This is a genomic window from Flavobacterium luteolum, assembly GCF_027111275.1.
Classification (GTDB): Bacteria; Bacteroidota; Bacteroidia; order Flavobacteriales; family Flavobacteriaceae; genus Flavobacterium; species Flavobacterium luteolum.
Genome location: NZ_CP114286.1, coordinates 4,740,372 through 4,755,980, shown reverse-complemented (window position 1 = coordinate 4,755,980; position 15,609 = coordinate 4,740,372). Strand labels below are relative to the sequence as shown.

At 36.8% G+C, this 15,609-nt stretch carries 6 protein-coding genes and 1 pseudogene; all 7 read right to left on the bottom strand.

The window, feature by feature from the left end; translation table 11 throughout:
* Positions 1-27: 27 nt before the first annotated feature.
* The 7 genes and pseudogenes from OZP10_RS20240 to OZP10_RS20210 all read right to left on the bottom strand — a co-directional run bounded on the left by OZP10_RS20240 (position 28) and on the right by OZP10_RS20210 (position 15,608).
* A pseudogene (locus OZP10_RS20240) lies at positions 28-1,101 on the bottom strand (glycoside hydrolase family 88/105 protein).
* Positions 1,102-1,473: 372 nt separating this feature from the next.
* Positions 1,474-3,942 (bottom strand): glycoside hydrolase family 95 protein, encoded by a 2,469-nt coding sequence (locus OZP10_RS20235; RefSeq protein WP_281632481.1) that lies wholly within the window; start codon positions 3,940-3,942, stop codon positions 1,474-1,476.
* 116 nt (positions 3,943-4,058) lie between these two features.
* Complete coding sequence (locus OZP10_RS20230; protein ID WP_281632480.1) at positions 4,059-5,555, bottom strand: pectate lyase family protein; 1,497 nt, start codon at positions 5,553-5,555, stop codon at positions 4,059-4,061.
* A gap of 82 nt (positions 5,556-5,637) precedes the next feature.
* Positions 5,638-7,227: a hypothetical protein gene (locus tag OZP10_RS20225; RefSeq protein WP_281632479.1), complete on the bottom strand. Its 1,590-nt coding sequence runs from the start codon at positions 7,225-7,227 to the stop codon at positions 5,638-5,640.
* Positions 7,228-7,252: 25 nt separating this feature from the next.
* The gene (locus OZP10_RS20220) at positions 7,253-9,274 is read right to left on the bottom strand and encodes a RagB/SusD family nutrient uptake outer membrane protein (RefSeq protein WP_281632478.1); all 2,022 of its coding nucleotides are present in this window, start codon (positions 9,272-9,274) and stop codon (positions 7,253-7,255) included.
* Between the two features lie 12 nt (positions 9,275-9,286).
* Positions 9,287-12,655, bottom strand: a complete 3,369-nt coding sequence (locus OZP10_RS20215; RefSeq protein ID WP_281632477.1) for a SusC/RagA family TonB-linked outer membrane protein — start codon at positions 12,653-12,655, stop codon at positions 9,287-9,289.
* Between the two features lie 406 nt (positions 12,656-13,061).
* Positions 13,062-15,608, bottom strand: a complete 2,547-nt coding sequence (locus tag OZP10_RS20210) for a glycoside hydrolase family 95 protein (RefSeq protein ID WP_281632476.1) — start codon at positions 15,606-15,608, stop codon at positions 13,062-13,064.
* Between the last annotated feature and the right edge of the window lies 1 nt (position 15,609).

Sequence of the window (15,609 nt, the reverse complement as noted above, 5' to 3'; positions counted from 1 at the left end):
CTGAATATATTTAATTTCGATTTAAGATTAAAGAACCGCCCATTGAGGATGCTTTTCCAGCATTAAACAAGCCATTATAAAAGGACCAATCGCTTTACCGTCATTAGATCTAACCGCTTCATGAATATAATAATCATAAGTCCCGTTTCGAACAAGATTGTCTGCAGGACCTAAACCAGCTCCCGCGCAACACGAAGTAATTTCTATTTGCTTATTGGCATCTATTTTAATGAACTCTTTCCTAAAACCTGAATAGGCTTTTTTCAGGTGTTTAAGGTATTTTTTATTTAAAACTTCTAATTGAATTCCTTTGGCTAAGCCATAAACAAACATTGCTGAGGCTGTCGCTTCTCGATAATTACCTTCTCGTTTTGGATAATTAAGCACCTGAAACCATACTCCTGTATCTGGATCCTGAACTTTTAACAGAGAATCGCTCAGATCCTGAAACATGATTTCTAATGCTTTACGATCTTTATGATTGGCTGGAAGATATTCCAATACATCTATCAATGCCATATATAGCCATCCTACACCACGTCCCCAAAAGTTTTGGGATAGTCCGGTTTTAGGATCGGCCCAGTAAACGGTTTTACTGACATCCCATCCGTGATAATACAATCCTGTTTTGGAATCTTTTAAATGCTTTTGTACAGTTAACAATTACTTCGTAATATCATCGAAAGCCTGAGCGTCGCCAAATGTTACAGCATACTGTGCATAAAACGGAAGTCCCATATACAAACCGTCTAACCAAACCTGATTGGTATAAATTTTCTTATGCCAAAAGACTCCTTCTTCTATTCTTGGCTGTTTTTTTAATTGTTCATGAAGTGCTTCAATTGCTATGCGATAGCGTTCGTCTTTTGTTTTTTCATATAAAGAAAATAATATCTTACCCGAATTAACATCGTCAAGTTTAAAAGACTCTAAACGATAGCCGTCAATAATTCCTTGCTTGTTAATCAATACATTAGCATAAGTATTTTTGACATAGTCGAAATATTTTGATTCGTTTTTTTCTTTACTGACTTCTTGTAATGAAAGAGCAGCTAAACCTTGCACATAACCCCATGAAGGCTTTTGCTGAAAATCGGTCATCCATGCATCTGGATTATTATACATTACAGATTCGGCTAGCTGTACTGAAAACGGCTTTTTTTGATTCTGCCCAAATGCGATTACGGAACTGCACAAAAGAGCCATAATACGCAACTGTCTCAACATCTGAATTTTTATTTTTTCTTTTTTTACTTTAAACATAACAACGTTTATTAATCAAGCATTACTCATTCAATCCATATTTTTGAAGAGAATGATTTAAAAATTTATAATCACAAAACTACTTTTCAGCGCAGAACATAGAGAGGTCAATACGCAAAATGTCAGGGGGTATTTGACAAAAATCAAACTTTTTAGTACTTACTGACAAAAACCAAAGCATTCTGATATAAAATACGCCTCTCTTTCAAATTATTCCTCAGCATAAAAAGTATAACTCCCTGCTTTTTCTGTTGTGATATCATATTCAAAAACTTTTGGACTTTTTAATCCAATTAATTTCGCTTTGGCTGAAATGATTGGACTTTGCACTTCTGGTATTTTAAAAAAGGAATTGGGATTTTCTCCTTCAGCAGTTATCAAACCTTTACCTTTTAGTTTTGAATAACTTCTCAAACGAAGATTTCCTCCTAAATTTGATTTGATGGTTACTGAAATAATGCTGCCTTTATCCCATTTCATTTCTTTAATTTCAAAACCTCCCTGTACTTTCAAACCCGATACATTTCCTTTTGTCCATTCATCTGGCAAAGCAGGCAGTAAATGAACCACGCCATCATAACTTTGCAAGAGCATTTCAGATATGCCGGCAGTACAGCCAAAATTACCATCGATTTGAAATGGCGGATGTGCATCAAAAAGATTTGGATAAGTGCCTCCTGATTCTCCTTTGCTTTCCATTGGTGCCGGACGAAGCTGATCTTTAATTAGTTTAAAGGCTTTATTGCCGTCTAATAAGCGGGCCCACCAGTTTACTTTCCACCCCATCGACCAGCCGGTAGAAACATCTCCTCTTGATATTAAAGTGTTTTTTGCCGCTTCAACCAATTCGGGCGTTCTTAAAGGAGATAACTGACCAGAAGGAAATAATCCGTACAAATGCGAAATATGTCGGTGTTTATCATTTGGCTTATCCCAATCGTGCAGCCATTCCTGCAATTGCGAATGTTGCCCTATCTGCATCGGCGGCAATCGTTTTAAAGCCACTGCAACCGAATCAGCAAAATTCTTATCCGTTTCCAGCACTTTAGAAGCATTGATTATATTGTTGAAGACATCAAAAACCAGCTGATTATCCATTGTAGTTCCCGCAGAAACCCCGATACCGCCTTGATAGGTATTTTCAGGAGAAATGGATGGTGATACCACTAACCATTTTTTCTCTGGTTCTTCCTGAAGCACGTCAAGGTAAAACTGCGCTGCCCCTTTCATAACCGGGTAATACTCTTTTAGAAATGCTGTATCGCCTGTATAAAGATAATGCTGCCATAAATGCTGGGTTAACCATGCGCCTCCCATTGGCCACATTCCGTAAAATCCGCCATCTACAATTCCTGTTATGCGCCATAAATCGGTGTTATGATGAAGGTTCCAGCCTCTTGCGTGATACATTTCTTTTGCGCTTTCCTGTCCCGTTGCCGCTAAGTCTTTCAGCATACTGAAAAGCGGCTGATGCATCTCGCTCAGATTGGTTGTTTCAGCCGGCCAGTAATTCATCTCGGTATTAATATTTACCGTGTATTTGCTATCCCAAGGCGGGCTTAATTTATGGTTCCAAATTCCCTGAAGATTCGCTGGCTGGTTCCCCGGCTGCGAACTGGAAATAAGCAGATATCTTCCAAACTGGAAATAAAGCGCCACCAGCTGCGGATCATAACTTGCATTGAATTCTTTAATCCTTACATCAGTTGTTTTTTTTGACTGGGGCGAATCCCCAAGATTCAACGAAACTCTATTAAAATATTTCTGATAAGCCGAAACATGATTTTGATAAGCTGTCGCATAGTTTTTCTGAGATGCTTTTTCTAAAACAGCTTCTGATTTCTGAAACGGATTTTCTGAGAGATCCTTATAATTTTTAAAGTTAGTAGCCAGTGCAATCCGGATTACAACCTCATCTGCTTTATCAATAAAAAGTTTGTCTGCTTTTACAGTTAAAGTTCCTCCTTTTAAAGTACATCCAACCTGACCAACGTAATTTATTTTCCCAACTTTATTATCAACGCTACCAGAAGTACCTTCGAAAATTAATCTGTTTTCTGTCGTTCTAACGGAATGCAATAATTGCGGACTTGTAGAAGTTATAGAAAAACTAATGCTCTTTTTCTTGTCTGCGGTTAATTTTACTATAACAACATCATCCGAAAAAGAAGCCAGAATTTCTCTTTTATACGATACGCCGTTTACTTTATAACTAACCGAAGTGACCGCTTTTTCAATATCTAAATCTCGCTTGTAATCGGAAAATTTTTCGTGCTCAGGAAAATCCAGCCATAAACTGCCCGCCGTTTGGTAGGGCATTCCATAATTTAAATCTTTAGGTGCTTTTCTTGGGAAGGTTTCATTGGCTAAATCCTGAGCTTCTTTGTACTTTTTATCAAAAATCAACTTTCGGATAGCTTCAATACTAGTGTAGGTATTTTTAGGAACATTATTCCCTGGTTCTCCTGCCCAAATCGTTTCTTCATTCAGCTGTAATTCTTCTTTTTGCGGATTTCCAAAAATCATGGCACCTAAACGGCCATTTCCAATAGGAAGCGCTTCGTTCCAATTGGATGCTGGTTTATCATATTGCAACACTAGCTTCTGAGCATTTAGTTGGACAGTTGCCAGCATGAAACAAAGGAATGAGGCTATTCTTTGATATTTTGCTATTTTCATTTTGTACTAAAGATAAAACACGTCTGCAATAGTCGGCTTACCTGCAAAAATCAAAACTATTTTCTGCAGGCGGAGCTAACTAAAAACAAAAACGAATTGAATAATTCTAAAAAGGATTATAATTTTAACTGCTCTTCGGTCTGTTTAGCTATTATGCTATTCAGATAGACCTCGATATTGTCGTAGATTTTACTGAGATTATGCCCATTTGCATCATTCTTTACAGGATGAAGACCATTACTTTTTTCCCATTCATCAGGCATTCCGTCATTATCAGTATCTTTTAAAGTAATGCCAGAAGCTAAATTAGGCCATCCGCCTACAGCATTCTGAGTGTCTATCATACCATTTTTACTGCCATTTCCTCCATCTTTAATCGTTACATTACCACTTTTGACATCATTAATAATGCGAATATCAACGGCATCGCGAATCAAAGATGCTCCTGCATATTGCAGTACTAGATCATAAGCCTTTTGAGCCGTGTGCGTTGTAACAGGCAAGGCTTTGTGAGGTGTATTTTGTTTGATTGCCTTTTTATCAGCATCAGAAACTGCACCGTAGCCGGGAGAAAACTGATTGAAAACGCCATAAGTCCAATTGTCTTTTGTAGTTTGTGGAGAACCTTCGATTACATTTCCATTAATGTAATATTTTCCCCAAATATTATATACAGGATTGGGAGAAATATTCCCTTTCGTATTTTTATCAATAGAAATAATACGATCTTTTTTTACAGTTGCTGGCCCTGGTTTGTAATAACAGTTTACAATATTGACATTCATAGCTTCGCCACCATAACAACTATTGCCTCCCCAATTGTAAATGACGTTATTACGTAAATCAACTAAATCGGTAAGCGCAAAAGCATGATTGGCATATTCGCCCAAACGAGGATTACGACTGTCATTACTGGCTACTAAATTATGATGGAACGTGGCATTTTTACCGCCCCAAATTCCTCCATATCCGTGAGATCCTTTGGCATGAAAAGAGTTTTTTAAAGCTTCTGAAATTATACACCACTGCAGCGTAAAATTTTCATTTTGATAGAAAGAAACACATTCGTCCGTTGACCAGCTTACAGAACAATGATCGATAATAACATTCTTTTGAAAACGTCCGCCAAGTGCATCGGCTTCGATTTTGTTTAGATCTCCCATTCGGAAACGAAGGTATCGCATGATAACATTATCAGCACTGACACTTACATCGTAGTGTGCCACACAAATACCATCACCGGGTGCCGTCTGACCTGCAATGGTAATATCATTGTTCTTAATATGCAAAGCTGACTTTAAATAAATCGTTCCGCTGATATCAAAAACTATAATTCTTGCCCCTTTCTGATTGATGGCATTTCGCAAAGTTCCCGGTGTATCAGTATCTTCTAAAGAAGTGACTTTGATTACTTTTCCGCCTCTTCCGCCTGTTGCTTTAGAACCTCCGCCTTCCGCCCCCGGAAAAGCAAAAGGTTCTTCTAAAGGCTCTTGGTTTCTTAATTTCTCTTTAGAAGGATCTAAATTTTTATATCGTTTTTGAGAAGGCATAAAGGATAATATACTGTAGATACAAAATATCCCTATTACAGTGCCTGTTAGTTTTTTATACATAATAAAAATACAATGTTAGTATAGTAATAACTTAGGGAATATGATTGTCATAACTCCCCTTGTAACTATTAATATTTATAAATTAAAACCATCTTTTATCACCTGCTACACCTGTACCAGCGAAACCTGTACCTTCTTTTATATGAAAATCGCCAACAGCAGGATTTACAAATAAACCATAAATATCTAACGGAACTGCTGTAATACCTGTAAATGGTCTGGCATCGACAATTAAATCTTTGGTTATATAACTACCTGCGTACGAAATTGGAATACTTGCATAAGTACCATTGGTACTATTGATTTTAGCGCCTCCATTTGCACCTCCAATTATCATATTCTGAATCGTAAGCTGTACCGGTTTTGCATTATCAAATAGCCATAAATGTCCCATTGCTGTGGTGATATTGACACAAGTGATGTTTGAAAAATTAATTTTTGTTGCCACACGAACATCAGCAAAACGAGTACTGATTTCGGTTAAGGTACAATTTTGAGCTGTTATCGAATTAATAACCTGTCCTGCGGCTACGTTGAAAACACCATAACCTCCTGTTCTGGAAATCTTGCTATTGGTAACATTTACATCATTGACTACAGAAGTACCACTTAAACGTACTATAGAGTTAATATTATCTATTTCACAGCCATCAATATTAATGTTGTGTACATTTTTAGTTCCCAAATCAATAAAAAATGCTGCTGCAGAAGTGGTGTTCAAATATTGAATAATTAAATCATTAATCTGGGTTTGTACTCTAAAACGGGCATTAAGCAATTTTGGCAGTACACCGTTAGAATCAGCAACTCCCACAAAAGCAATATCATTAACGCCAGTCGGAATAGTAATATCTCCTCCAATATTATAAGTGGTGTTTTTATCGAAAACAATAGTAAAGTTTTTAGAACCCGTAGCTACGAGGCCACTAATCGCTGCAGCAATTGTAGTTGCGTTATCAGCGGGTAGGACATTATAAATAGTACTATCAAATATACCGGTAGTTCTAACATTTAGCGAACCTCTCACATTTGACTCATTCAAAATTTTTACTATATAACTAGTTCCAATGGCTAAATTATCTATAACTAAAGTTCCTGTTGTTTTCTGCTGATCTGTTAATGGAATTTCTCTAATATTTACTCCCGCCTGATCGAATAAAGCTACTTTAGTCACTCTTGGAGAAATAGTCCAGTCAACAGTTAAACTATTTGCTGCCGGAGTATAACTTTTAAATAATTGCTCGGCAGGGGTTCTAAAAAAGATCTGACTTAGCTTAGATTCAAGTCCGGTTGCTTCACTTACACTTTTCATACGAACCGAATAACCGGAATCACCATCCAGCTCACTAAATAGTTCACGATACTCTACTTTGGTCTGATTCGTTGAAGTTGCAAAAGGAACCAAATCAGCACTTTTCAATTCGACTGTTTTTACAATCTGATTGAATTGTAAACTATCTTTACTAAATTCAAAAATGTATTTAGTGGCATCTATTGATTTTGTGAATTTTAATTCTACCTGTGTTGATTCTACTTTAGAAACCTCAAAAATCAAAGCTTTAAAAAGACGTTCATGTCCTTCTTCTACTTCCCAGTCATTATAATCTTTTTCGCAGCTTACAAATACTAAAGCAAGCAAAGAAAACAGTCCGAATATTATATTTTTTTTCATTTCTTCCAATTTTACAAGTTTAGGTTTAGTATCCATAAGAGTTGGTCAGATTACCTTTAGATTCAAATAAATCTTCATAATATATACAGAAATAATGTCTGTAATTACAGCTTTTATTTCCCATGGCGTATTGCACTAAATTGGATTGTATTTCACCTCCATTAGCCATAGAACCTAAGAAACTGGAATAATCGTACGATTTATTAATACCTGTACCAGCTAATAAAATACGTACCGGCCAGTCAATATAATTTTTATTTGTTCCACTGGTTGGTTTCTGCGCATTTTTGGTAAACCATGAAGCAGATAAATACTCCGGTCCCGGGCTGGCTCCTAAATTTCTGTAATAATTAATCGAACTCTTATCGATATATTCTGCATTCTTGAACTTGTAATAAATTGTCTGCGGAAAGTCAGATGCCTGATACGTTTTGTCAAAAATGGTAACCGCCTGTTGATTGTCCAGCATTAAACACAATGTTTTTTTCATGGTTTCAATTTTATCGTATAAAAGTCCCCATCTTACCAAATCATGTTTACGAATAGCTTCACAGCCAAATTCCCATGCACGCTCATTCACAATAGCATTGAAGAAATTAGCATCATATTGTTTTACTTTTGATGAATTACTTCCAAAAGCACGGGCTCTCACAGTTTCTAATGCCTGACGCGGAGACATTTTTGCCACAGCATTAACATTATCTGGATTAGACAACTGGCTTTCTGCTTCGGCAAACATCAAATAAATATCGGAATAACGCATTATGATCCAATTTACCCCAGTGGCAATACGGGAATTCGCTGTTTTATGCAAAGACAAATAAGAAGGATTCATCCAGTCAAGACGCCATTTTGCAAAACTAACACTAAGAGCATCTGTTTTCATTGTCTCTTTGTTTTCGCTTCCATAACTGGTCCAGGACAAAGTAGTATCCCTGCGTAAATCATCTGGATCAAAAGAATAAAAATAATAAGCTTGTGAACTCACATAACTTCCTCCAAAACCTCTTGAACCATATTTGGTATTAGAAGCTACTTCATACCCCATTAATGAACCAATATCTCCGTTATTTCCAAGACCAAAAGCAACCTCGAATAAGTTTTCATTTGAAGCATTCTGCCCTAGATTACAAACTGTTTTCCATATATTCTCATAATTAGGATCTAAACTATGCTGATGTTCTGAACTGCCTAAAATTTCTGCCGTTTGCTGCGCGGCAATTTGATAGTAATCGCGCCAGTTTTTAACACGTCCTACGTAATATCCGTTTTCAGCCTGCATGGTTGGATGATGTTCTACATTTTCATCGGAGAAAAGATTACCGTCATGCAATGACCACCCTCCTGCAAACAGTGCCACTCTCGCTAATAATCCTTTAGCGAAAGCCTTAGAAATACGTTCTGCAGTAGTATATTCCGGAGCCATTTTAAGATATGGCAGGTATCCTACAGCTTCGGTTAAATCTTTTACCAATTCTGCGTAAACTACATCTCTGTCTGTTTTTCCGATATAGACATTAGAAAGATCTGATTTTGATGGTTCGCCTTTATAAGGGATATCACCCCAAAATCTAACCAGTTCAAAATAAGCTAAGGCTTTAAGAGTTAAAGCTTCTCCTAAAAGAGGCTTCATCTCATTTGCTTTAGATTCAAAAACAGGAGAATTGCGAATACCATCTACAGCAGATGAAGCCAATTCGGCAAACTGAAACAAGCTCTCCCATTTGGTAGTAGTATTATAGGGATCGTCATAAAAATTACCGGCGCCGGAATCAGAACTTGTAGAGTTATATCCCGTTGTCGAGAATCCGGAATTGGTTTCAATATCACTAACTCCCTGCCAGTTTACAGACAGTTTTTGCCCGTAAATGTAAGTATCTGTTATTTTTCCATAAACTCCCATAACGGCTGCTTTAGCCATAGAAGTTGTATTGAAAACTGTTTGCGAACTTAATTTAGAAGGCGAAGTAGTTTCTAAAAAGTCCTCATTGCAGGAAACTGTTCCAAGAGCAAGGAGCACAAATGCAGTATAAATATATTTTTTCATGATAATAAACGATTAGAAAGTTAAATTGGCACCAAACAATATGGTTCTTGCTTTTGGATAAGCTGACCAGTCAAGTCCGGGTGTTAAAGGAGAATTGTTAGTGCTTACCTCCGGATCCTGTCCTGAATAACGGGTCCAAACTTTTAGGTTATTACCCGACACATAACATCTTACTTTTTGAATAAATTTTCCTTTGGCAATACTTTCAGGAAGTGTATAACCAATAGTAAGATTTCCTAAGCGAAGAAACGAACCGTCCTCAATAGCCCAGTCTGTAATAATGGTAGAGTTGGACAAAGGGTGCCAGATACTTGCACCTTGGTTTATTTCCTGCAACAGCTGCGGATTTGCATCGTTACCAAACATGATATTATTTCCGGTAACCGGATCAATAGTCGTAAAACGATTTTCCAGACTCATCAATGCATTGGCGTTGTTGTAACGTTTAGAACCACTAAAAGTCGAATTATCTATTTTATTAGCATTATAAATATCATTTCCATAAGACCAGTTAAACAACGCTGAAAAATCTAAGCCTTTAAAGGCACCGCTAAGAGCAAAACCTCCAGTATGTTTTGGCTGTGCGCGTCCAATAACTTTTCGGTCTTCATCCGGATTAATTACGTTTCCTGTACCGCTTAGTTTTTTCAGTTTCATGTGTCCAGGTCCAAAATAATTTCCTGAGGTGGTAATTACTTTTGAGGCATCGGCAACACCATCTTTTAGAATCCATTTTTTCTGTACAGTATCGAAATTAAAATCATCGAATGTGTACATTCCGTCAGATACATAACCATACATCAAACCAACTGGTTGTCCTACACGAACTCTATAATCGTCACGTCCAACATTAGGTGCCCAGTTCGATGCTGCAATCATTTCATTAGAACCATCTAAGCTTTTTACAACATTTTTATTAAAGGCAATATTAAAGTTGGCCGATAATCTAAACTGAGAAGTTTCAACGATATTTCCGTTTACTGTAAATTCGATTCCTTTATTAGAAGTACTTCCTATATTTTGGTACTGTGAAACATAACCTGAGTTAGAAGGTAAAGCTACCGCTAATATCAAATCGTTGGTATCAATTTTATAAGCATCAATATTTATGGTTAATCTTTGATTAAAAAATCCAAGATCCAATCCTAAATTCGTAGAAACAGTTGTTTCCCAGGTAAGGTTTTCGTTCTTTAAAGTATTGGAAGGTTTTAATGAACTTTGCCCTACTTCATTTACATAAATAAGACGATTGGCTGTAGTTTCAAAACTATAATCCTGGCGCCAGTAAGATCCTACACGGGCATTTCCAACTTCTCCGTAGCTTAAACGAAATTTAGCATCGGATAACCAACTTTTGGTCTTTTCCATGAATTTCTCATCAGACATACGCCAGGCGAATGCTGCTCCCGGGAAATATCCCCAACGGTTATCGGGAGCAAAAACGTTTTTACCATCGAAACGAGAAGTAAAACTAAAAATGTATTTATCACGGAACGTATAATTAACACGTCCGAAATAAGAAGAAGTTCGGGTTGGTTCTCCAATCGTGGTATAAGTTGGAAGAGGTGTACCATAATTCCACATTGCCAAAACATCACTGGCGCCAAAATCGGAAGGAAAAAATTTAGACTGAACTAAAGTTTCATTTACCTGAGAACTTCTAGCTTCCTGTCCAAGCAAAAAGTTGAACTTGTGCACTGATTTATTAAATGATCTGTCATAGCTTAAGGTATTTTGAATCGACCAGTCTGCTCCTTTTACATCCTGACGTTTGGCTACCGGCTGACCTCCGTTTGCACTTGCCTCTCCTGTATTTCGAAGCCAGATATTATCTGTATAATTTCTATTTACTGCATAACTACCTTGTGTAACTATAGAAAGTCCTTTCATAGGTTTCCACGTCAAACCTCCGTTCATCGTCAGGTTAAGATTGTTCTGCTCTTTGTACTCGTTGGTAATATTGTAAATAGGATCATTTAAACTACTCAAAGCTTCCGCTGAAGTGATATTGTCTGTACCGCCTAAAGCTAATGCAGGATCCAGATAAGTCAAACTTCTTACAGGAGCATATTTAATACCGTCTTTCAGTTTTCCTCCATTAGAAACACTTGGTCCCGTAATTATGGTATTGGAAAAACGAGAGTTGAAATCAAAACGGAATTTAGAACTCAGTTCTTTGTTCAGTTTAAAACTCACATAATCTCTTTTGTAAGCTGAGTTGACCATGATAAAATCTTCCTGATCATGTGTGTAATTTACTTTGTACTGCAATTTTGAATCTCCACCTGTCAACCCCATATCAGTATGGGTCTGAACACCTGTGTTGCCGTAAAGTTGCTCCTGCCAGTCTAATCCTTTTTTGGATTTGTAAATATCCCTGTCTTCCCATAAACCATAAGCAGAATAAAAGCTGGTGCCTGTTACACTGGATCCCGGATCAAGTTCCTTTTGAAAATATACATATTCATATGGAGATAAAACATCGGTAAGTTTATAAGTCTTTTTTAAACCTGTATAAGCATTAACAGTAATTTCAGTTTTTCCTTTTTTTCCTGATTTGGTCGTAATAAGCACTACCCCATTTGCTCCCTGAGAACCATAAATTGCTGTGGATGAAGCATCTTTCAAGACATCAATCGTCTCAATATCACCAGGTGGAATATCATTAATTGTATTAACCTGAAAACCGTCCACAATATAAAGCGGTGAATTATCCTGAGTAATAGAACTTCCTCCACGTACTCTTACGTTAATCTGTGCATCAGGAGAACCTTCTGTTATGGTAACATTTACCCCTGCCAAACGTCCGGCGATAGCCTGTAACGCAGAGGTTGCAGGAATATCTTTCAAATCCTTCATATTTACAGAAGCAACCGAACCTGTTAAATCTTTACGTTTCGCAGTTCCATATCCAATTACTACGACCTCATCAAGGTTCGTTGAAGAATCTTTCATTGTAACATTAAAACTACTTCTTCCTCCAACAGCAATATGCTGGGTTTCCATGCCAATAAAAGAGAAAGTCAGTGTGCCCTCTGAAGGCACTTTTTCAAAAACAAAACTTCCGTCAATATCAGTCATTGTTGCTTTTTTTGTGCCTTTTAATACAATTGACACACCTGGAATTCCTAGTCCTTTTTCATCTACTACTTTCCCTTTTACGGTTATTTCATTTTGCAAAGATGGAAACAGATCAAAGGGAAAATGGTTATAGTTCTTACTGCTTCGGGAAAAATCGAAACGGGTTACTGTGCTTGAATTTGGGTTCGTATTGGCATTGGCAGAAAAATCAAAGAGCAAAACTACTGCGGAAAGCAAAGCGGCTTTATTCCTAACTTTTTTTACCATGCCAAAGTGATTCTTTGACAAATTCTTCTTCATACGATAATGGTTTAAATTGGTTAGTTAGTATAGTTAAATAGTGAATATTTATTCTAAAAATGATCTCATCTAAGGCGTGGTTTTGAAGCCAAAAGAAGACCATATTAAACAATGCTTAAATAAGCAGTATTTAAAAAAAAACATTCCGAAAAAACGGATCTGTTTTTATGATTTATTATTAAAACAAAACTAGATTTTAATCCTAATTTGAAGGAGGTCTAAACACAATATGATAGGGGGCATTTCACAGAATCCCTTTATTTTCAATACTTTCAAAAATAACATCAGAAAAAACATCTTTTTTTGGCTGTTATAATTCCTAAAAAATATCCAATGTTTCTCCATAAAAAAAGAGCCGTGATTTTATCTTATCACAGCTGCTTTTTATTATTAAAACAATCAAAAATTATTTGGCATACTGAAAAGTATAGCTTTTACCTTTTTCTGTTTTAACATCAAATTCGAATGTTTTTGCAACTGCTGTTCCCTTAAATTCGGCACTGGAAGAAACCACTGGTTTTTCGACTGGCTGGTATTTGTAAAAAGTATTTGAATTGCTTTCTTTTGCTTTGCTTAAACCTGAACCTTTTAATTGGGTATAACTTCGTAAACGGAGATTTCCTCCCAGATTCGATTTAACTGTTACAGAAACTAATTTGCCTCCTTTCCATTGCATATTCTCGATTTCAAAACCTCCTCGAGCTTTTAATCCTTTAATAGTCCCATTCTGCCATACATCAGGTAAAGCTGGCAATAAACTAAGAGCACCGTCATGGCTTTGTAGAAACATTTCGGCAATACCAGCAGTACAGCCAAAATTTCCGTCAATTTGAAATGGAGGATGCGCATCAAACATGTTCGTATAAGTACCTCCATCGGGATCTTTAATTGTTGCATTGGCAGGTTTCAAATTGAGCTGATTCGTAATCAATTTATAAGCATGATTTCCATCTAAATATCTAGCCCACAAACATACTTTCCATCCCATAGACCAGCCTCGGCTTGCATCTCCTTTTCCAATAAGCGAGTTTCTGGAAGCTTCAAAAAGTTCAGGCGTTTTAAAAGGCGAAACTTCTCGTCCCGGAAACACTCCCCATAAATGTGATACATGTCGATGGGTATCATTTTTACGATCCCAATCTTCCAGCCACTCCTGCAATTGTGTGTATTTTCCAATATGCATTGGAGGTAGTTGCTGACGGATTTTTTTCAATTCTGTAACCCATTGCTCATCGACTTTCAGGATTTCGGCTGCATCAATCGTATTGGACAGTAAATCGAACACCATTTGATTGTCCATCGTAACGCCAGCAAAAATAATACAACGTTCTGTACCTATACTTCCATCTTGTTTTGTATATTCATACGATTGCAAACCGGGAGTATGCTCCGGAGAAATAGAAGGAGAAACTACCAGATATCCTGTTTTCTTATCTTTAATTAAAAAATCCTGATAAAATTCGGAAGCACTTTTGAGTATTGGATACACTTCTTTTAAATACGACTGATCTCCCGAGAAAAGAAATTTTTCCCATAAATGTGAAGCAAACCAAGCATTACAAGTAGGCCAGATTCCTGCCGTCGCATCAACAGCACCAGTAGAACGCCATAAATCGGTATTATGATGCAAGGTCCATCCGCGGGCACCATACATTTCTGAAGCCGATTGTTTTCCTGTTTCGCTGACTTCTTTAATCAACTTGATAAAAGGTTCATGGCATTCTGAAAGATTAGTTACTTCTGCAGGCCAGTAGTTCATTTCAACATTTATATTGGTTGTATATTTACTGTCCCAAGCTGGATACTGCCCTGCATTAGGATTCCAAATTCCCTGCAAATTAGCGGGCTGACTGCCTGGCTGAGAAGAAGCAATAAGCAGGTAACGTCCAAATTGAAAATAGGATGCTACCAAATCAGGATCTTCTGTTTTTGAAAATTCAGCAATACGTTGGTCTGTAGGTTTATTTATTTGTGGAGAACTACCTAAATCCAACTGAACTCTGTTAAATTGCTTTTGATAAAAGGCAATATGATCTTCTTTCGCTTTTTGATACGATTTAGAAAAAGCTTTCAGATAATCTTTCGCTCGTTTCTCAGCATCGGCAGTAATATCTTTATAGTTTTTAAAATTGGTTGCAACCGATATATAGATAAAAGCTTCATCGGCATCGTTTACCCTAATGGATTCTCCTTCTTTTGATTGAGTTCCGCCTTTTGCCTCTACTTTTATCTGTGTATTAAAATGCAATAAGTTCGTTATATTTTCTTCTTTCTCACGGGTACATTGACCATCAACCACAAGCAATTGATTCTGATTGGCAGGTACTAAAGCTGTCACTTTTACCATATTGGTTTTAAGAGGCCCTGCAAACGAAGCATTAAAATTAACTGCACCTTTTTTATCTGCAGAAAGTCGAATAATAATAAGCTGATCTGTAAAAGAAGTAAAAACCTCACGCTGAAAGTTTACACCGTTTACAGTATATTTAGTCGTTGCAATTGCCGTTTTTAAATCCAGATCTCTGTAAAAATTAGTATACTTTTCATGATTTGGAACAGATAAAACTAAATTCCCAATGGATTGATACACTTGTCCATGTGAAGTTGTTTTGCGATCTGCAATGATATCAGACAAAGCCAGTTTCTGCGCTTCAATAAAATTTTCATCCTGAAGATAATTCTGAATCTGCTTCAGGCTTTTTTTAGCATTTGAATTGATATTCTGATAAGGACTTCCCGACCAAAAAGTATCTTCATTAATCTGAATGGTATCCGATTGAGGCACACCGTAAACCATGGCGCCCAATCTACCGTTGCCAAGAGGAACAGCATCTGTCCATGCTTTTGAAGGCTTATCGTACCATAAGACTAATTTTTTCTGAGCAGAAGAATTGAACAAAAAAGAGAAAAATAAGAAGAACGATAAAACCGATTTATTTAAAAGAATTTTCATA

Excerpts from the sequence above, each read along its gene's own strand:
- OZP10_RS20235 (WP_281632481.1), bottom strand. The coding sequence starts at position 3,942 with ATGAAAATAGCAAAATATCAAAGAATAGCCTCATTCCTTTGTTTCATG.
- OZP10_RS20230 (WP_281632480.1), bottom strand. The coding sequence starts at position 5,555 with ATGTATAAAAAACTAACAGGCACTGTAATAGGGATATTTTGTATCTAC.
- OZP10_RS20225 (WP_281632479.1), bottom strand. The coding sequence starts at position 7,227 with ATGAAAAAAAATATAATATTCGGACTGTTTTCTTTGCTTGCTTTAGTA.
- OZP10_RS20220 (WP_281632478.1), bottom strand. The coding sequence starts at position 9,274 with ATGAAAAAATATATTTATACTGCATTTGTGCTCCTTGCTCTTGGAACA.
- OZP10_RS20215 (WP_281632477.1), bottom strand. The coding sequence starts at position 12,655 with ATGAAGAAGAATTTGTCAAAGAATCACTTTGGCATGGTAAAAAAAGTT.
- OZP10_RS20210 (WP_281632476.1), bottom strand. The coding sequence starts at position 15,608 with ATGAAAATTCTTTTAAATAAATCGGTTTTATCGTTCTTCTTATTTTTC.